This is a genomic window from Pseudoxanthomonas sp. LARHCG66, from assembly GCF_052871755.1.
In genome coordinates, this window is the sequence record NZ_JBIXJW010000003.1 from 259,846 (window position 1) to 279,857 (window position 20,012).

12 protein-coding genes and 2 tRNA genes are annotated in these 20,012 nt (G+C 65.7%); 3 read left to right on the forward strand and 11 right to left on the reverse strand.

Translation table 11 applies throughout. The features are described from left to right. Window positions 1-19: 19 nt before the first annotated feature. Both ACIPRS_RS11340 and ACIPRS_RS11345 read right to left on the reverse strand, forming a co-directional pair. On the reverse strand, window positions 20-1,417 hold the full coding sequence (locus tag ACIPRS_RS11340) for a TIGR03013 family XrtA/PEP-CTERM system glycosyltransferase (protein ID WP_446538625.1): 1,398 nt from the start codon (window positions 1,415-1,417) through the stop codon (window positions 20-22). 234 nt (window positions 1,418-1,651) lie between these two features. Further along, a complete protein-coding gene (locus ACIPRS_RS11345) occupies window positions 1,652-3,226 on the reverse strand; it encodes a hypothetical protein (protein ID WP_446538626.1) in 1,575 nt (524 codons plus the stop codon). Window positions 3,227-3,486: 260 nt separating this feature from the next. On the opposite strand from ACIPRS_RS11345, the gene ACIPRS_RS11350 reads away from it, so the two are divergent. Next, window positions 3,487-3,563, forward strand: a tRNA-Arg gene (locus ACIPRS_RS11350). A gap of 119 nt (window positions 3,564-3,682) precedes the next feature. Here ACIPRS_RS11350 and ACIPRS_RS11355 read toward each other — a convergent pair. The 9 genes from ACIPRS_RS11355 to ACIPRS_RS11395 all read right to left on the reverse strand — a co-directional run bounded on the left by ACIPRS_RS11355 (window position 3,683) and on the right by ACIPRS_RS11395 (window position 14,321). Then, a tRNA-Ser gene (locus ACIPRS_RS11355) sits at window positions 3,683-3,775 on the reverse strand. A gap of 76 nt (window positions 3,776-3,851) precedes the next feature. Then, the gene (gene csrA / locus ACIPRS_RS11360) at window positions 3,852-4,061 is read right to left on the reverse strand and encodes a carbon storage regulator CsrA (protein WP_142124622.1); all 210 of its coding nucleotides are present in this window, start codon (window positions 4,059-4,061) and stop codon (window positions 3,852-3,854) included. Window positions 4,062-4,211: 150 nt separating this feature from the next. Next, window positions 4,212-6,863, reverse strand: coding sequence for an alanine--tRNA ligase (gene alaS, locus ACIPRS_RS11365; RefSeq protein ID WP_446538795.1), 2,652 nt, complete (start codon window positions 6,861-6,863; stop codon window positions 4,212-4,214). A gap of 93 nt (window positions 6,864-6,956) precedes the next feature. Then, complete coding sequence (gene recX / locus ACIPRS_RS11370) at window positions 6,957-7,472, reverse strand: recombination regulator RecX (protein ID WP_446538627.1); 516 nt, start codon at window positions 7,470-7,472, stop codon at window positions 6,957-6,959. A gap of 30 nt (window positions 7,473-7,502) precedes the next feature. After that, window positions 7,503-8,537, reverse strand: a complete 1,035-nt coding sequence (gene recA / locus ACIPRS_RS11375) for a recombinase RecA (protein ID WP_192201519.1) — start codon at window positions 8,535-8,537, stop codon at window positions 7,503-7,505. A gap of 193 nt (window positions 8,538-8,730) precedes the next feature. Further along, window positions 8,731-9,372, reverse strand: coding sequence for a transcriptional repressor LexA (gene lexA / locus ACIPRS_RS11380; RefSeq protein ID WP_337731107.1), 642 nt, complete (start codon window positions 9,370-9,372; stop codon window positions 8,731-8,733). Window positions 9,373-9,420: 48 nt separating this feature from the next. Further along, window positions 9,421-11,106, reverse strand: a complete 1,686-nt coding sequence (locus ACIPRS_RS11385; protein ID WP_446538628.1) for an ABC1 kinase family protein — start codon at window positions 11,104-11,106, stop codon at window positions 9,421-9,423. 31 nt (window positions 11,107-11,137) lie between these two features. Beyond that, window positions 11,138-11,629, reverse strand: a complete 492-nt coding sequence (locus ACIPRS_RS11390) for a CinA family protein (RefSeq protein ID WP_446538629.1) — start codon at window positions 11,627-11,629, stop codon at window positions 11,138-11,140. Between the two features lie 127 nt (window positions 11,630-11,756). After that, window positions 11,757-14,321 (reverse strand): TonB-dependent receptor, encoded by a 2,565-nt coding sequence (locus tag ACIPRS_RS11395; RefSeq protein WP_337731110.1) that lies wholly within the window; start codon window positions 14,319-14,321, stop codon window positions 11,757-11,759. Window positions 14,322-14,678: 357 nt separating this feature from the next. Here ACIPRS_RS11395 and mutS point away from each other — a divergent pair, with 357 nt between their 5' ends. Further along, window positions 14,679-17,222, forward strand: coding sequence for a DNA mismatch repair protein MutS (gene mutS / locus ACIPRS_RS11400; RefSeq protein ID WP_446538796.1), 2,544 nt, complete (start codon window positions 14,679-14,681; stop codon window positions 17,220-17,222). Between the two features lie 450 nt (window positions 17,223-17,672). Next, complete coding sequence (katG, locus tag ACIPRS_RS11405) at window positions 17,673-19,919, forward strand: catalase/peroxidase HPI (RefSeq protein ID WP_446538630.1); 2,247 nt, start codon at window positions 17,673-17,675, stop codon at window positions 19,917-19,919. The last annotated feature ends 93 nt before the right edge of the window (window positions 19,920-20,012 follow it).

Sequence of the window (20,012 nt, forward strand, 5' to 3'; positions counted from 1 at the left end):
CTTCCGCATGCGCGGCCGCTCAGCGCGCGCCGCGGCCGAACAGCACGACCTCTACGGTCTGCAGCAGGATCATCACGTCGAACACCAGACCATGGTTCTTGACGTAGAACAGATCGAACTTGAGTTTCTCTTCCGCATCGCGCACCGATGCACCGTAGGGGTAGCGCAGCTGCGCCCACCCGGTCAGACCGGGCTTGACGCTGTGCCGCACGCCGTAATAACGCACTTCATCGTTGAGCATGTCGACGAAATGCGGGCGCTCCGGTCGCGGCCCCACGAAGCTCATGTCGCCGCGCAGCACCGCGATGAGCTGCGGCAGTTCGTCCAGGCGCGTCTTGCGGATGAAGCGCCCCACCCGCGTGCTGCGGTCGTCATCCTTGCTGGCCCAGATCGCGACGCCGCCCTTCTCGGCATCCACCCGCATGCTGCGGAACTTGGTCAGCGTGAAATGCCGCCCACGCTCGCCCACGCGTGTCTGGCTGTAGAAGACAGGCCCGCCCGACTCGACCCAGACAGCAAGGCCCACGAGGACCATCAGCGGCCAGCTGACCAGCAACAGCGCGCCCGCCGCCAGAAGGTCGAAGAAGCGCTTGCTGAGGCGACGTGGCGTGGAGTAGTCGAAGCCCCCCGAAAACACCAGCCAGGACGGGTCCACCGCGTTGAGCTGCACCATGCCCGCTTCGCGTTCGAAGAAGCTGGACAGGTCGACCACGGATATCCCTTGTTGTACGCACTGGAGCATCTGCTCCATGGGTAGCCCGCCGCGACGCTCATCGGGCGCGATGACCAACTCGTCGATCAGCAGGCGTTCGGTCAGGGCATGCAGTCCTTCATCCCCCATGTGGACCAGCATGTCCTCGCGTACCAGCACGGGCTGGCCTGGCACCGGCACGAATCCCACGACGGAGAACGTGCGACGGTCCGAGCGGCGCCGCATGCAGGAATTGATCAGGTCCGCATTGCGGCCTGCACCGAGAATCAGGACGCGCTGCTTCAGGACGTCCGAATGGAACACCCGCACCCACCCGATGCGGACCAGCACGATGCCAACCACTCCGATGCCCAGCGAGATGGCCAGCACGCCGCGACCGAGATACGCAGGAGGCACCAGGTAATACAGGACGACGAGCGCGATGCCGCCAAACGCGAACGAGAGCGCCAGGCGCAGGACGAAGTCCATGCGGGAGTGCCGGACGTGGGTCTGGTAAAGGCCGAAGGCGGTCATGGAGCCGGTGATGGCCAAGGCCACCAGTGCCGCGCGCCACGGCGTCTGTTCCAGGAACATCACCTGGTATTCCGAATCCGTGTGGAAGCGGATCCACGCCGCCGCCATCACGGCTGCGAACAGTACGACGACTTCCCCCAACCACAGGAACCGGATCACCCGGTCCTTGCGGCTCTTGTGCGCTGCCTTCATCGACGCCCCCTGCTGCCGTACCGGCCAGCACCCTCGGCCCGTACCGCGATACGTTTCATTCCGTCGCCACGCGGCCATCCCTTCCCGGGAAAACCATCGCCCTGGCGCCGGTACGTCTTCTTACTTCCGACACACCTCCTCGAACGTGACTTTCCGCCAGTGCCGGACACGGGAACGAAAAAAGGCCGCCCCGAAGGGCGGCCTCTGGTCGCAACAGGGGAAAACGGCCGCGCGTCAGCGGCGGACAACGCCCCTTCGGTAACGTGCAGCGGGTGCTTGCCGCCAGCGCGGCCGCTCGCGGACCGCCGGCAGCGTGGCCTGCGCAGGGGTGGCAATGGCCGGTTGGGACGCGGTCACCGGCTGTGCCGCCGCTCCGGACGCGCGTGACGGGATCAACGGTTGCGACCCATTCACCCGGATCGGGTCGGAGACCTGGTCGATGTCGAACTGTTCGAACGCCCCCACATCGATGCGGTTCTCCAGCAGAAGACGGGCATGCGCATCGCCCATCGCGAGTTTGGTCCGCAACGGCGGATCGAAGGCCGGCAGCAGCTGCGGCGACGGGAACGGGAAAGCGGTTGGCGTCACGGGCGTATTGTTGCCCGCGTTCAACAGGGGACTGCCCGCGCGCGGACGAAGGTTGCGCTGCGCCAGATCGACGAACATCGGGTCGTTGCCGCGCAGCGTGCCCGTCCATTCCGTCGGCACCATCGCCGCCGCCGTCTGCACCCAGTTGTTGGAGCCGGCGACCTTGCGGCCATCCGACCAGGGCTCCCTGCTCTGCGGACCACAGTACGGCGTGTCGACATTGCTGGCCGGATTCTCGCGGACGATGCTGGGCGCACTGCCCGCTGCCGGCTGGTAGATCACATTGTTGTGCATCTCCAGCGAGCCCTGTCCCAACTGGACCAGCACGGCGTTCGCCGTGCCGGAGCGGTCCATCAGGATGGTGTTGTTCACCAGGCGCGTGCGCCCCTGGTTGCGTCCGTTGAGATCGCCGCCAATGCGCAGCGCATTGCCCGAACGACTCGTCGAACGATGGATGATGACGTTGCCGACGAGCTCGGCGTCTTCGCGCCGGAGATCCGCCGTCCAGCCGGACTTCTGCGTCTCGCAGTCGGGCCCGATCAGCTCGACTTCGTGCAGGTCCGACCCCTCGATCCAGTTGTAGTGGATTTCGGCACGCTGGTGGCGCACGCGCACCAGCACGCCACCCGTGGCGCTGTGCACGTAGTTGTAGCGCATCCTGAAGACGGTGTCCGGATAGGCCACTTCGTCGGACTGCATGTAGATCGCGTGCCGGCGGTCACCCTGACCCGAGCGGGCGATCTCGCTGTATTCGAGCGTGAACGAACCGGAGTTCTGGTCGGCGCCCAGGATGCCGTGCGAGGGACAGTCATGCACGTAGGCATCGCGTACCGTGGCGTTGTGGGCTTCGCTGAAAATGCAGGAGCTCGTTCCGCCGGTCACCTCGAAGCCTTCCAGCACGACGTGGTTCGACTGCTCGAACTTGATGGTATGGGTGCCCCCCGAAAGCACCGGCCGGGTTGCCCCGGCGACACGGCGCCACCTGATCGTCACCGGGCTGGCTTCCGTACCGCTGTCATCGCTGCCCACCACGATATTGCCGGCGTAGGTCGCATTGCCGTCCACTTCGACGATGTCGCCAGGCGCCAGATTGACGCTGCTGAAGAGGGTCGTGAGCTGCGTATAGGTGCGCCCCGGGCCGACGTTGTAAGTCGCGGCAGCCGCGCTCAAGGGGACAGCCGCCAGCAGCCCCAGCCCAAGCAAGGGTTTTGAGAAATGCATCAAATGGACTCCCGCGATTGCTCGCGTTCTGTTGTTTCCCCTGCCCGATCATTGTCCCGACGCGGGCGTGAACAGCCTGCTAATCCGGACCTTCATTAAGCGCTGCGGATGAGACGCGCGCCCCATTTCGGTGATCGGATCTGCCTTCAAGTACGCGAAGGACCGCCGAAGGCGGCCGCAGACGTCGTGCCCAAGGAATCTTTCCATCAGGTTATTGACGGGTGAAATTCGTTCGTGCAAAATTCCGCTTCTAACGAAACGCGCCCGTAGCTCAGCTGGATAGAGTACCTGGCTACGAACCAGGCGGTCGGGAGTTCGAATCTCTCCGGGCGCGCCATTTTCGAAACAGGCTGACTTAGGTCAGCCTGTTTTTTTTCGTCCGCGAGAAGAGGAGCATCGTTACAGCTCTCATGCGGACAAAAAGAAGCCCCGCATTGCGGGGCTTCTTTCATCAACTGGCGGAGTGAGAGGGATTCGAACCCTCGATAAGGCTTTTGACCCTATACTCCCTTAGCAGGGGAGCCCCTTCGGCCACTCGGGCATCACTCCGGTTTTTGTCGCACGTTGCAGCCAGGCTGCAGCGGCCGCCTAGGATAGCGGCTCACCGCGCAGGCGGCAAACAAATTCACTCCGAAGTGACGTTTTCAGACCCTGCCGGCGAAGCGATCTCTTCGCCGCGCTGGATGCGCTGGTAGATTTCTTCGCGATGCACGGCCACATCCTTGGGCGCGGTGATACCGATACGCACCTGGTTGCCTTTCACGCCAAGCACGGTCACCGTGACCGAATCGCCGATCATCAGGGTTTCGCCGACACGGCGGGTCAAGATCAACATGTTTCTTCTCCGTAATCCGGCAAAGGATAGTGCCGGGGGCGCGCCAGCCTTGTGAAAACCGGCCGACAGCTTCCTGGTACATTCATGAACCTAAAGCATGGTAGCGGCCGGAGGCACACGGCCGCAAGCGCTGAATGACCCCATGACGGGTCAGGCGAGGCGTTGCTGGACCCATGCCGGGACGCTCTCAAGGGCCGCAGCAAGGGCGGGCCCGTCCTCACCACCACCCTGGGCGAGGTCCGGGCGACCACCGCCCTTGCCCCCGATCTGACCGGCGATATGTGACAGTAGTTCCCCCGCCTTGACCCGGCCGGTTGCGGCACCGTTCACGCCCGCCACCAGTGCCGCCTTGCCGTCCGCAGTGCCGGCGAGGACGATCACGGCGTCACCCAGCTGCTGTTTCAGGCGATCCATGGCATCGCGAAGCGCCTTGGCGTCGAAGCCTTCCAGCCGTGACGCGAGTACGCGGACGCCCGCGATATCGACCGCCCCCCCTGCCAGGTCGGACGTGGCGCTGGAGGCCGCCTTTGCCTTCAGGGACTCCAGTTCGCGCTCGAGCTTCTTCTGCCTGTCGGCAAGAGCCCGGATCTTCTCGACCACTTCACTGGCGTTCCCGCCCAGAAGGCCTGCAGCTTCGGACAGCCGGCGCTCCTCATCCGCCACGTAATCCAGGGCACCCTGCCCTGTCACCGCCTCGATGCGTCGCACGCCTGCGGATACGCCACTTTCACCGACCAGCTTGAACAGGCCGATGTCCCCCGTGCGTCCGACGTGGGTGCCGCCACACAGCTCCGTGGAATAGCCGCCCATCTTCAGCACACGCACGTTCTCGCCATATTTTTCGCCAAACAGGGCCATGGCACCGAAATCCAGCGCCTCCTGCATGCCCATGTGATGCACTTCGGCCTCGTTGTTGGCACGGATCTGCGCATTGACGCGACGCTCGATCTCGGCCAGCTCCGCGGGCGTCATCGGCTGGAAGTGGGAAAAGTCGAAGCGCAGGCGATCCGGCGCGACCAGCGATCCCTTCTGCTGCACATGGGTGCCCAGCACTTCGCGCAGTGCCGCATGCAACAGGTGCGTGGCGGAGTGATTGAGGATGGTGCTGGCGCGACGCGCCGCATCCACCGACGCCACGACGTGGTCACCCACCTTCAACGAACCCTTCGCGACGCGACCTGCGTGGCCGTGGAATTGGCCAGCGAACTTGAGCGTGTCCGCGACATCGAACTCGACACCCTGCTCGGCCAGCACGCCGGTGTCGCCGATCTGGCCACCGGATTCCGCGTAGAAGGGGGTACGGTCCAGGATGACAACGGCCTCGTCACCCGCCTGCACCGCTTGCACCGGGCGCCCATCCTTGAGCAGCGCGACAATCTCCAGGCCGCCGGCATCAAGCTGGTCGTAACCCAGGAATCCAGTAGGCGAAAGCTGCGCCACCAGGTCGGCAGGCAGGCCGGTCGTCGAGGTGAACTTGCCGGCGGCACGCGCGGTTTCGCGCTGCTGCTCCATCGCGGCATCGAAACCCGCCATATCCACGGTCAACCCACGCTCGCGCGCGATATCCGCGGTCAGATCGACGGGGAAGCCATAGGTGTCATAGAGCCGGAACGCATCGACGCCCGGGATCACGCCATCGGTGACGCGAGAAGCCACATCGTCAAAGATGCGCATGCCCGAATCCAGGGTCTCGGCGAAGCGCTCCTCCTCGGCCTTGAGTGCGCGCTCGACGAGCTCACTAGCGGCGGGCAGTTCGGGATAGGCATCACCCATCAGGTCCGACAGTGTGCCGACCATCCTATGGAAGAACGGCTGCCGCACGCCCAGCATCCAACCATGGCGCAGCGCGCGGCGGATGATCCGGCGCAGCACGTAACCGCGCCCTTCATTGGAAGGCAGGACGCCATCGACGATGAGGAAGCTGCAGGCGCGGATATGGTCCGCGATCACGCGCAACGACTTGTTCTCGAGATCGGCCGTGCCGGTCAGCTCGGACGCCTTGCGGATCAGGCCCTGGAACAGATCGATCTCATAATTCGTGTGGACATGCTGAAGCACGGCCGCCAGGCGCTCCAGTCCCATGCCGGTATCGACACAGGGGGCCGGCAGCGGTATCAGCGTGCCATCGGGTTGCCGGTCGAACTGCATGAAGACGTTGTTCCAGATCTCGATATAGCGATCACCATCTTCATCCGGCGAGCCCGGAGGACCACCCGCGATGTGGTCGCCATGGTCGTAGAAGATTTCAGTGCAGGGACCGCAGGGGCCGGTATCGGCCATCTGCCAGAAATTGTCCGATGCGTAAGGGGCGCCCTTGTTGTCGCCGATGCGCACGATGCGTTCAGCGGGCAGGCCGATCATGTCATGCCACAGGTCGTAGGCTTCGTCATCGGTGTGATACACCGTGACCAGCAGGCGGTCCTTGGGCAGCTTCCAGACCTCGGTCAGCAATTCCCACGCCCAGCCGATGGCTTCCTTCTTGAAGTAATCGCCAAAGGACCAGTTGCCCAGCATCTCGAAGAAGGTGTGATGGCGGGCCGTATAGCCGACTGAGTCCAGATCGTTGTGCTTGCCGCCTGCGCGAAGGCAGCGCTGCACGTCGGCGGCGCGTACGTAGCTCCGCTTCTCCGCGCCCAGGAAGACGTCCTTGAACTGCACCATGCCGGAATTGGTGAACAGCAACGTGGGGTCGTTACCGGGCACGAGTGAGGCAGACGGCACGATGGTATGGCCCTTCCCGGCAAAGAAATCGAGGAAGTCCTGGCGGATCTGGCGGGTGCTGAAAGTATTGGGAGTGGTCATCTGGCAGGCATTGGCTGGAAGGCGCATCACCGCGCCGCGCTCTCCGCTACATGCGGGTGCGGCAGGGTGGAAGCAACCCAATGCCCTAGATTATCAGGCCGCTCCGTCCCAGTCCTCCGCCTCCAGCCGACTTGCGGCACGGATGGCGGCACCATCGAAGCCGCGTCGGATCAGGAAATCAGCGATCTTGCGCCGTTGAGCCTGGTCGATCTGGCGGGCTGGACCGAAACGACGGCGGACGAGGTCGCACGCCGCTTCGGTCCAGTCGCCATCGAAGGTGGCCATGGCCGCCGCCACTGCCTCACGGTCCAGCCCATGCGTGGACAGCTCAGCCCTGATCCGTAGCGGACCATAACCACCCGAGGCCCGGCTGCGGACAAGGGCCTCCGCAAAGCGCGTGTCGCTCTGCCAGCCCTCACCTGCCAACCGGTCCACGGCCGATCGCACATCGGCCGCTTCCACTCCACGGGACGTCAATTTTCGGGACAACTCCCGCCGGGAATGCTCCCGACGGGTCAGGAGTCCGAGCGCGCGCTGCAGGGGTGTCTGCTCGACCGGCTTGCGACGGCGGCGTCCCGCCCCCGGTGCATCTCCTGCTTCATCGACCATGACACGCGCCCATCTGACCTGCCGCGATGCTTATTCGCCGTCGTTGTCCGCACTTTCTTCGCGCTGCGCTTCAGCCGGCTGGAACTTCTCACGCAGTTCGGCTTCGAGCTTGGCGGCGATGGCGGGGTTCTCGCGCAGGAAGGTACGGGAATTGTCCTTGCCCTGGCCGATGCGCTCGCTGCCGTAGCTGTACCAGGCGCCCGCCTTCTCCACCAGCTTGGCTTCCACGCCCATGTCGATCAGTTCGCCTTCACGACTGATGCCTTCGCCGTAGAGGATCTCGGTGACGACCTGCTTGAACGGAGGCGCCAGCTTGTTCTTGACCACCTTGATCTTGGTCTGGTTACCGATGATCTCGTCGCCCTTCTTGATGGCACCGATGCGACGGATGTCCAGGCGGACCGAGGCGTAGAACTTCAGTGCATTGCCGCCGGTGGTGGTCTCCGGGCTCTGGCCGGGCATCATCACGCCGATCTTCATGCGCAACTGGTTGATGAAGATGACGGTGGTGTTGGAGCGCTTGATGTTGCCGGTGAGCTTGCGCAGGGCCTGGCTCATCAGGCGCGCCTGCAGGCCGGGCAACTGGTCGCCCATCTCGCCCTCGATTTCAGCCTTCGGGGTCAGCGCCGCCACGGAGTCGATGACCACGATGTCGATGGATCCGGAGCGCACCAGCATGTCGGCGATTTCCAGCGCCTGTTCGCCGGTATCCGGCTGCGACAGCAGCAGGTCATCCACGTTCACGCCGAGCTTGGCGGCGTAGATCGGGTCCAGCGCATGCTCGGCGTCGATGAATGCAGCCGTGCCGCCCTGCTTCTGGCACTGGGCGATGGCCTGCAGGGTCAGCGTGGTCTTGCCCGAGGATTCCGGACCGTAGATCTCCACCACGCGACCACGCGGCAGTCCGCCGATGCCCAGGGCGATGTCCAGCATCAGCGAGCCGGTGGGGATGATTTCCACGGGCTCGATGACCCGGTCACCCATGCGCATCACCGAGCCCTTGCCGAACTGGCGCTCGATCTGGGTCAGTGCGGCGGAAAGGGCGCGCTTCTTGTTCTCATCCATTGTCGTGGTCCTAGTCAAGGTGGTCAGGTGCGATCAGTGTGGGGAGCGGCCATCGCACAGGCTGCGACGGAACGGGCATGGGAGAAATTAGTTGCTCACGGGGGCTGCGGGGATCGGCGCTCGCCGCAGTGGGAGGTCGGGAAACACCGTGCTTCGATGCAGGAAGGCATCCCGACCGATCTAGCGCCATGCGTCACCGGTTCGGCCTCACCAGCCCGCAGTACAGGCCTTCGATGGCGAAGTCCTGGTCGGGCAGCACCTCGATGGGGGCATAGTCGGGATTGCGTGGCAGCAGACGGATGCGGTCCTTGCCGATCTTCAAGAGCTTGACGGTGATGGCGTCGTCGATCCGCGCCACTACGATCTGGCCGGAACGGGCGTCGCGCGTGCGGTGCACCCCGATCAGATCACCATCGAAGATGCCCTCATCGCGCATCGAATCACCCTTGACCTTCAGCAGGTAGTCCGGCGCGGGTGCGAAGAAGGCGCGATCCAGCAGCACGTAATCGTGGTGCCCTGCGTCCGCGCCGATCGGCGAACCCGCTGCTACCTGCCCCAGTACCGGGACACGCAGGCCGTCTTCGTTGGCGGCGGGAAATGCAAGGTCCGACTGGGGGGGCAACGGCGCCTTGAGCAGGCGGATGCCGCGCGCGCGGCCGGGGACCCGTTCGATGGCCCCCGCCTGTTCCAGCGCCTCCAGGTGGTACTGGGCGGCACGCACGCCCTTGAAGCCGAAGGCCTTGGCGATTTCCGCCTGCGACGGCGGCATGCCCTCGGCTTCCAGCCGTTCGGCAATCAGGGCGAGGATGGCGTGCTGGGTATCGGTCAGATCCATGGTTAGTAGTAATACTACTAACTTCGCCGATTGGCAACCCGGGGAGCGCTAGCGCCTCCCGCTGCGCAGGATCGAGAACAGGATCCACACCCCGCACAGCGCGGCGCCGAGGAAACCCAGCACGCCGAGCGCCATCAGCCACCGGTTGGAAACACCTCCGCCCACGCTGTTCATCACGATCGACGAACCGATGATCAGGGCGGCCGTGATGATGCCCATCGTCAGGCGGTTGGCAGCCCGGTCCACCTGCTCGCCGAACACCTTGAGCGTATCGACCTCGATGTGCATCTGCAGCTTGCCGCGCCGGGCCGACTGCAGCAGTCGATGCACGTCGCGCGGCATGTCGCGCAACAGGTCCACCAGCCCGGACAAGGTCCGTCGTCCGCGCCTTACCAGGACATCGGGCGCATAGCGCTCCAGCATGGCGCGCTCCAGGTAGGGGCGCGCTTCGCTGGCCATGTCGAAATCCGGGTCGAGCTGGCGCCCCATGCCTTCCAGGGTCAGGAACGCCTTGATCATCAACGCCAGATCCGCGGGCAGGCTGAGGCCGTGCTCGCGCAGCATCGCGGTGACGTCGCCGAGCATGGCACCCATGCGCAGGTCCTTCAGCGGCACGCCGCGATACTGGTCGACGAAGGCACCGGCGGACTCTTGCAAGCGCAGTTCGTCGACATCGTTGTTTTCCTCGGTCCAGTCGGACAGGACTTCCGCCACGGCTTCCGGGTCGTGTGCGACCAGGCCATGCAGCAGGCGCACGATCTGGAAGCGGCGCTGCTCGGTGACCCGCCCGACCATGCCGAAATCGATCACGCCGATGGCGCCGTCCGGCATGTAGAAGATGTTGCCGGGGTGCGGATCAGCGTGGAAGAAACCGTCCTCCAGCACCATCTTGAGCACGATCCCCGCCCCGGTGCGCGCGAGCTGCCTGCGGTCCAGCCCCGCCGCATCCACGGCGGCGAGGTCGCGCCCGGGAATGCCGTCCAGACAGGCTTGCACGTTGAGCCGCTCGCAGGTCCACTCCCAGTAAACGCGCGGGATCACGATGTCCTCGCGGCCGGCGAAATTCTGCGCGATGCGCTCGGCATTGCGGCATTCCGCAGCGAAATCCAGCTCGCGGCGCAGCGAGGCGCTGAACTGCTGCACGATGCGCTGGGGATGGTAGCGGCGCAGTTCGGGAAGATTCTTCTCGACGATGACGGCCAGGTGTTTCAGCAGCCGGAGATCGGCTTCCACCGTGTCGCGGATGCCGGGGCGGCGTATTTTCAGCACCACCGCGCTGCCGTCGGCCAGCCACGCGCGGTGTGCCTGGGCCAGTGAGGCGGCAGCCAGGGGCTCCTGCTCGATCCGGTCGAAGACCGCTTCGGGATCCGCCCCCAGGTCTTCGCGCAGTTGCGGCAGCACGTCCTCCCATCGCAACGCAGGCACGGCATTCTGCAGCTGGCAGAGTTCGTCGATCCACGTGGGCGACAGCAGGTCTACCCGGGTGGCCATCACCTGGCCCAGCTTCACGAACGTGGGGCCCAGGTCCTGCAACGTGCAGCGCAGCCGCGCAGGCACGTCCATGCGCAGGCGCCCTTCTTCGACCGCCTGCCAGTGCAGCAGGCGCCCCGCCTTCTCCAGCACGCCGGCCATACCGATGCGCTTGACGACATCGCCGAAGCCCCAGCGGATCAGTACCGACGCGATTTCCTGCAATCGGCCCAGATCGCGCACCGTGCCCAGCGTTTCCCACATCACCGCATTCCTCCGCGGCGGATAACCGCGATCACAGCTTTTCCAACCCGTCGAGCGCGGTCGCTACCGTCTGCCGGCGCACGGCATCGCGATCACCCGAAAACTGGAAAACCTCGGCGCGCGCATAGCCGCCCCGCCGCTTCCAGCCGATCCAGACCGTACCCACCGGCTTGTCCACGCTACCGCCGCCCGGGCCGGCAATGCCGGTCACGGCGACCGCGACGCTGGCACCCGAACTCACCAGTGCGCCGGACACCATTTCGATCACCGTCTCGCGGCTGACCGCGCCATGCGTCTCCAGCGTCTGCGGCCGCACGCCCAGCAGGGCCTGCTTGGCTTCGTAGCTGTACGCCGCCAAGCCGCAATCGAACCAGTCCGATGAGCCGGCGATATCGGTGACGCACTTGGCGATCCAGCCCCCCGTGCAGCTTTCCGCCGTGACCAGATGATCGCGGCCCTGCCTGAGGCGTTCGCCCAGACGGTGGGCCAGGACGCGCAGTTCTTCATCGGTGGGGACGGACATCATCGGTTCCGGCTGGGGGGCGTGCGTGTTGTAGCCGATTTGTCCGGCGCTGTCGCCCCGCCATGCCGCCCCAAAAGAAAACGGCCCGCCTGGGAGGCGGGCCGTTCGCGATGTTCTGCGAAGGGGATCAGTAACGCACGCGCAGGGTCACGCCATACATGCGGGGTGCGCCGAGGAACGCATTGAAGGTGTTGAACGGGTTGTTCGGCGCCGGCGAAACATTCTGCAGCGGCCCATCGAAGCCGACCTGCACGTAGTCCTCGTCGGTGATGTTGGTGCCCCAGAACTCCAGCATCCAGCGCTGGTCCTGCGCGCCGATGCCGAACCGTGCGTTGGCCACGGCGTAAGCATCCTGCATCTTCTCCGGATCCAGATCGGAACCGGTGTTGTACTTGGACACGTACTTGGCCCCGATGTTGAAGCGCGCCATCAGGCTGCCGACGTCCCATTCGTAGGTCAGCGACGCCGAACCGGACCACTTCGGCGCGAAGCTCATCTGCGCGCCGGGCAGCTTGTACAGCGCACCCGTGGGCGCCACGAAATCCCCGCCCGGGATGCTGTCGCCGTACTGCGTGTCGGCGTACATCAGGCCGCCCTGCAGCATGAGGCCGCGGATCGAGCGCGGCTGCCACATCAGCTCGGCATCCAGGCCCTGCGAAGTGACTTCCGGGATCGAGCGCACCACGAAGCTGGTGCCGAGGAAGCTGTTGAGCTGGAAGTCCTCGTACTTCTGGTGGAACAGGGTGGCGTTCAACAACAGGTTGCCATCCAGCCACGTGGTCTTGGCGCCCAGCTCGTAGCTGTCCACGAACTCGCCTGCGAACGAGGTGTCGAGCACCGGCAGGATGCCCGTGCCGCCACTGGACAGGCCGTTGGACGACTGCACGCGATCGAGGTTGAAGCCGCCGCCCTTGTAGCCGCGCGCGAACGAACCGTAGGTCATGACGTGCTCGTTCCAGCGGTATGCCGCCTTCAGCGTGCCGGACCATTCCTTCTCTTCACGCTCCTGCACCGTGTCGCGCGTGGGCGCGTTGTGCAGGGGGTTGGCCCACGGCAGGCAGCCGTAGCCGACCACCGTCGGCGCCGCAGCCACCGCCTGCGCCTGGGACAGGCCGCGCGCCATCAGCGCACCCACGACGCCGGCCTGGTTGGCCAGCATCGCGCCGCAGCCCGCACCGCCGTTGGGGTTGCTGTAGTTCGACACCAGCGTCTTCTTCTCGCGGGTGTAGCGCAGGCCCAGGGTAAGGTCGAGCGCATCCGTGGCGTGCCAGGTGTTGTTGGTGAACAGCGCCGTGCTCTTGGCGCTCTGCTCGTAGGTATCCAGCGCCCCCAGGCCGGCGAACACGGTGCCGAACGGGCGGCCCGTCGCCTGCGACAGGAACAGCGGCGCGGTCGGCGACTGGCCCAGGGCCGGATTGATGATCGACAGCAGCGCAACCGACAGATAGGGCTCGTAGTGCGAGCCGATGCGATAGGTTTCGGTACGGTCCAGGTCCTCGTCGGTGTAGAACGCACCGACCATCCAGTCGATGTGGTCGTTGCCGCCCGTCAGGCGGAACTCCTGGCTGAAGGTCTTGAAGCCGGTGAAGGACTCGTCCTCGTCTGCCACGCGGTACAGGATGTCGGCCGTGCTGAAATCGTAGTCCAGGCCGTTGATTGCCTCCCACTCGCGCTGTGCGGTGATCGATGTCAGCGTGGCGCCACCGAACCAGGACGAATCCCAGTTAACCTCGACCGCCACGCCGTTTTCCTTGATGTCCTGCGTAGTCGGACGGTTGCTGTAGGCCACCCGGTCGAACGGATCGTCGCCCGGCGCGGCAACCGCCTTGCCCCCGACCAGGGCGTTGAGGATCGCGGCCGTGGCACCCACGGTAGTCTGCACCGCCGCGCAGCAGTTTTCCTCACGGCTGGTGAAGTCACCGGACACCAGGATTTCCAGGTTCTCCGAGGGCTCCAGCAACAGCTTGCCACGCACTGTGTGGAAGTTCTGGTCGTTGTCGTCGGTTTCCTGGCGTGGGCCGTTGCCCGTGCGGACATCCATCCAGCCGTCGCGCTTGCGCTTGGCCGCATAGATGTTGAATGCACCCGCTTCGCCCAGCGCGTCGTTGTAGCTGGCGGACACGCCGATCGCGCCGTAGTTGCCGACCGTGACCTCGCCTTCCGCACTCTGCGTGTAGCTCGGGCGACGGGTCACCACATTGATGACGCCGGCCGAGGTGTTCTTGCCGAACACCGTGCCCTGCGGCCCCTTCAACACCTCGATGCGTTCAAGTTGCCCCAGATCACCGAAGCCGACGCTGTTGCGCGGACGGTACACGCCATCGATCACCACGCCGACCGATGATTCCAGGCCGACGTTGTCGCCCACCGTACCGACGCCGCGGATACGGGCGGTAGTGATGGCTTCACTCTGGGTGCTGGTGACAGTCAGGCCGGGCACGAGGACCTGCAGGTCCTTGATGTCGCGCACGCCGGTGTCCTGCAGAAGCTGTTCGGACACCGCCGTCACCGCGATCGGCACGTCCTGCATGGCCTCCTCGCGCTTCTGCGCGGTGACCGTCATGGTCGCCAGGGTGGTGGGTTCTTCCTCTGCCGCGGGTGCGGCCTGCTGCGCATACGCATGCGAGCTGGCGCAGAGCGCGGCGAAGACGGCAAGTGAAAGCGCTTTGTGCCTGGGCGATGCGGTGACCATGTTCTCCCCTCCAAGGGTCATGTGCTGGCGACGGGTGCTTGTGTGTTTCCGGATGTAGCGTGCAGTGATGCCGCTGTGGCGAACGCAACTCCCCTTGCGTCAACGCGAAATTAACACCCACTTCACAGCACGGCATTCTGCACTGCGTCGATACGCAGGCCATCACTTTGGCATGGATAAGTCACTGATTTTCCGAACGATCGTGCGGAACTTCGATTACGCCGGGTGCTGCTCGCTGTGCCAGCCCCCTGTTCCACTCCGCGGCCACGCACGCCCAGCCGCTACAATCAGCACCCTTTCGCACTTCCCCTCCCCACAGGCCTCGTGAGCAAAGACAAGTCGGAACACACGCCCCTGATGAAGCAGTTCTTCGCCGCCAAGGCGGAGTACCCGGACCTCCTGCTGTTGTTCCGGATGGGCGACTTCTACGAGCTGTTCTACGACGATGCCCGCAAGGCGGCCCGGCTGCTCGACATCACGCTGACCCAGCGCGGGAGCTCGGGTGGTGCGCCCATCCCGATGGCGGGCGTACCGGTCCATGCCTGCGAGGGTTACCTGGCCCGGCTGGTGGCGCTGGGCGAATCGGTGGCGATCTGCGAGCAGATCGGTGATCCGGCGCTGGCAAAGGGGCTGGTCGAACGGAAAGTGGTGCGCGTGGTCACCCCGGGCACCGTGACCGACGAAGCGCTGCTCAACGAGCGTCGCGATACGCTGCTCATGACCGTCGCGCGCGGCCGCTCGGGCTATGGCCTTGCATGGGCAGACCTGGCCGGCGGTCGCTTCATGGTCAATGAGGTGGACAGCGACGACGCCCTGGAGGCCGAACTCTCGCGCCTGGAGCCGGCCGAGCTGCTGGTTCCCGACGAAGAAGGCTGGCCGGCATTCCTGCAGCAGCGCACGGGCGTCCGCCGGCGCGCGCCCTGGCTGTTCGATCCCGACAGCGGCCGGCGGCAGCTGCTGAACTTCTTCGGCCTGCACGATCTCAGCGGCTTCGGCATCGACGACAAACCGCTCGCCACGGGCGCTGCGGGCGCCCTGCTCGGGTACGTGGAAGAAACCCAGAAGCAGCGCCTGCCCCACCTGACCGCGATCGCGGTGGAATCGGCCGGCGATGCCATCGCCATGAACGCGGCCACGCGCCGTCACCTGGAACTCGATACGCGCGTCGACGGCGACACGCGGCACACGCTGCTCGGCGTGCTCGATTCCACCATCACCCCGATGGGGGGGCGCTTGCTGCGTCGCTGGCTGCACCGGCCGCTGCGCGACCAGCGTGTGCTGGGCGAACGCCACCAGGCCGTGGCCACGCTGATCGAACACGGCACCGACCGCGAACTGCGGACGGGCTTCCGTGCGCTGGGCGATGTGGAACGCATCCTCACCCGCGTGGCGTTGCGCTCCGCGCGGCCGCGCGACCTGTCCACGCTGCGCGACGGCCTTGCCCTGTTGCCGGACGTGCGTTCGCACCTGCTGCCGCTGGACGCGCCGCGCCTGCAGGCGTTGGCCATGGCGCTCGGTGAGCACGCCGATACCGCCTCGCTGCTCCTGGCCGCCATCGCACCGCAACCGCCGCTGAAACTCAGCGATGGTGGCGTGCTGGCCGATGGCTACGATGCCGAACTGGACGAACTGCGCCAACTCAGCACCCACGCGGACCAGTTCCTGATCGACCTGGAGATCCGGGAGCGTGAGAGCAGCGGCATTCCCACGCTGAAGGTGGGCTACAACCGCGTGCACGGCTACTACATCGAGATCAGCAAGGGCCAGGCCGACAAAGCACCGGTGCACTACACCCGACGGCAGACGCTGACCGGCGCCGAGCGCTACATCACCGAGGAGCTCAAGCAGTTCGAGGACAAGGCGCTGTCGGCGCGCGAGCGCTCGCTGTCGCGCGAGAAGCTGCTGTACGACGCGCTGCTGGACACGCTCAACGAGCGACTCGAACCGCTGAAGCGCTGTGCCGCCGCGCTCAGCGAACTCGATGTGCTCACCGCCTTCGCCGAGCGGGCGCAGGCGCTGGACTGGACCCAGCCTGAGCTCAACGATGTGCCGGGCCTGCGGATCGAGCGCGGCCGCCACCCCGTGGTGGAAGCCGTGCGCAAGGAACCCTTCGAGCCCAACGACCTGCACCTGCACGAAGACCGGCGCATGCTGGTGATCACCGGTCCGAACATGGGCGGCAAGAGCACCTACATGCGGCAGAACGCGCTGATCGTGCTGCTCGCCCACATCGGCAGCTTCGTGCCTGCCTCGCGCGCCGTCATCGGCCCGGTCGACCGCATCCTGACCCGCATCGGTGCGGGCGACGATCTCGCACGCGGGCAGTCCACCTTCATGGTGGAGATGGCGGAGACCAGCTACATCCTGCACCACGCCACCGCGCAATCGCTGGTGCTGATGGACGAAATCGGCCGCGGCACGTCGACCTACGATGGCCTGGCACTGGCCGACGCCGTCGCACGCCATCTCGCCGCGACCAACCGCTGCCACACATTGTTCGCCACCCACTATTTCGAGCTCACCGCGCTGGCCAACGAAACAGGCAGCGGCATCGCCAACGTGCATCTCGATGCCGTCGAACATGGCGATACGCTGGTCTTCATGCACGCGGTGAAGGAAGGCGCCGCGGACCGCAGCTTCGGCCTGCAGGTGGCCGCCCTCGCCGGCCTGCCGAGGACCACGCTGCAGCAGGCCCGTCGCCGCCTGGCCGAACTGGAGCAGCGCGGCCGCGAGACGCACGCCTCGGACATGGCGCCACAAGCGCTCGATGCCCCGCAGCAGTTCGCCTTGTTCGCTGCCCGGCCTTCGGCCGCGCAGGAAGCGCTTGCCGCGATCGATCCCGACGAACTGACGCCCAAGCAGGCACTCGAAGCCATGTACCGGCTGAAGGCCCTGCTCTGACCGTTTCGCGAGAACCCCGCGAACGCCATTGGCTGATCCGGTGCATGCCGGCAGGCAGCAGTACAGTGGGACGCGCACGCTCGTACAACATCCGCGTAACGTGCGCGGCGTATCGTCATATGCGCCGCCCGGGGATCGTCGATTGCGCAATGCACCATTGAATCGCGCTATCGAACTCTTCGTCACAAACGATTTTCATTGATCGTTCGCATTGCCTAGTCTGGTCGCCATCCGCCAACGCCCGCAGGACGTCAGCCATGTGCATGCCCGCCATCCGGTACGCCCCGCACGCGCCCACCGTCTCGAAGAACCGCTGGCCCGTTTCGCTCCCCACCCTCCAGCACACGCGGCCGCCCCGCGCCGCTCGCGCGCCGCAGGCATGGCGACCGCAGTCGCCCGCTTGATCCGACTCCTTCCCACCCACACCCGACGGCAAAAGGAAGCATACGCATGACCACCGAATCGAAGTGCCCGTTTCACCAGACCGCTGGCGGCGGCACCGGCAACCGCGACTGGTGGCCCAACCAGCTGCGCGTGGACCTGCTCAACCAGCATTCCTCGCGCTCGAATCCGCTCGACGGCGGTTTCGACTATGCCGAGGCCTTCAACAAGCTCGACTACCACGCGCTGAAGAAGGACCTGCGCGACTTGATGACCGATTCGCAGGACTGGTGGCCGGCCGACTTCGGCCACTACGGCGGTCTGTTCATCCGCATGGCCTGGCACAGTGCAGGCACCTACCGCATCGGCGATGGGCGTGGTGGTGGCGGTCGCGGGCAGCAGCGTTTCGCGCCCCTCAACAGCTGGCCGGACAACGTCAGCCTGGACAAGGCGCGCCGCCTGCTGTGGCCGGTCAAGCAGAAGTACGGGCAGAGCATCTCCTGGGCCGACCTGATGATCCTGGCCGGCAACGTGGCGCTGGAAACGATGGGCTTCCGCACCTTCGGTTTCGGTGGTGGCCGCGAAGACACCTGGGAACCCGACCAGGACGTGTACTGGGGCCGCGAAACCACCTGGCTCGGCGGTGACGTGCGCTATGCGCATGGTTCCGAAGGCGTGGAGAAGCCGGCCGATGAAGGCGTACTGGTCTCCGACGACGATGCCGACGGCGACGTGCACTCGCGCCGGCTGGAGAACCCCCTGGCCGCCGTCCAGATGGGCCTGATCTACGTCAACCCGGAAGGTCCCGATGGCAATCCCGATCCGCTGCTGGCCGCCAAGGACATCCGCGACACCTTCGGCCGCATGGCGATGGACGATGAGGAAACCGTCGCCCTGATCGCGGGTGGCCACACCTTCGGCAAGACCCACGGCGCCGGCCCGGCCGACAACGTGGGCGCCGAGCCGGAAGCGGGCGATCTGGAGCAGCAGGGCTTCGGGTGGCACAACAAGTTCGGCAGCGGCAAGGGCCGCGACACGATCACGTCAGGCATCGAAGTGACCTGGACGCAGACGCCGACGCTGTGGAGCAACAAGTTCTTCGAGAACCTGTTCGGCTTCGAATGGGAACTGGAGAAGTCACCGGCCGGCGCGCACCAGTGGGTTGCCAAGGACGCGCCCGAGGATGTGCCGCACGCACACGACGCATCGAAGAAGCAGCGCGTGAAGATGCTGACCACCGACCTGTCGCTGCGCTTCGATCCGATCTACGGGCCCATCTCCAGGCGCTTCCTGGAGAACCCGCAGTCCTTCGCCGATGCCTTCGCGCGCGCATGGTTCAAGTTGACCCATCGCGACATGGGGCCGCGCGTGCGCTACCTCGGCCCGGAAGTACCGAAGGAAGAACTGGTATGGCAGGACCCGCTTCCCAAGGCGGACTACGCCACCGTAGATGCGGCCGACATCGACGCATTGAAGACGAAGATCGCAGCATCGGGGCTGTCGGTACCCGAACTGGTCTCGACCGCGTGGGCGTCGGCCTCGACCTTCCGTGGCGGTGACAAGCGCGGTGGCGCCAATGGCGCGCGCATCCGCCTCGCCCCGCAGAAGGACTGGGCCGTCAACCAGCCCGGGCAGCTGGCGAAAGTGCTGAAGACCCTGGAGCGCATCCAGATGGAGTTCAACCTCGACGCTGCCGGCGGCAAGAAGGTCTCGCTGGCCGACCTGATCGTGCTCGCCGGCGGCGTTGGCGTGGAGCAGGCGGCGAAGGCCGGCGGCATCGATGTCAGCGTGCCGTTCCAGCCCGGCCGCACCGATGCGCGCCAGGACCAGACGGACGTCGAATCGTTCGCCGTGCTCGAACCCTTCGCCGATGGCTTCCGCAACTACCTCAAGGGACGCTCGGTGGTGCCGGCCGAACACCTGCTGGTGGATCGCGCCCAGCTGCTGACGCTGACGGCGCCGGAGATGACGGCCCTGGTCGGCGGCCTGCGCGTGCTGGGTGAGAATGCCGACGGTGGCAGCGAGGGCGTGTTCACCGACAGGCCGGGCGTGCTGAGCAATGACTTCTTCGTCAACCTGCTCGACATGGCCACGGAATGGAAAGCGACCGGCGCGAACCGCTATGAAGGCCGCGATCGCAAGACCGGAGCCGCGAAATGGACCGGTACGCGCGTGGACCTGGTGTTCGGCTCGAACTCCGTCCTGCGCGCGCTCGCCGAGGTTTACGCCAGCGCCGACGGCAAGGAAAAACTGGCCAAGGACTTCGTCGCCGCCTGGACCCGGGTGATGGAACTGGACCGCTTCGACCTCAAGTAAGGCGATCGACCCGATCAGCGCTCGCGTCGCTCTGTCAACGCCGCATGCCCCGAAAGGCATGCGGCGTTGCTGTTTCCGTCGGTCGGCCGACCG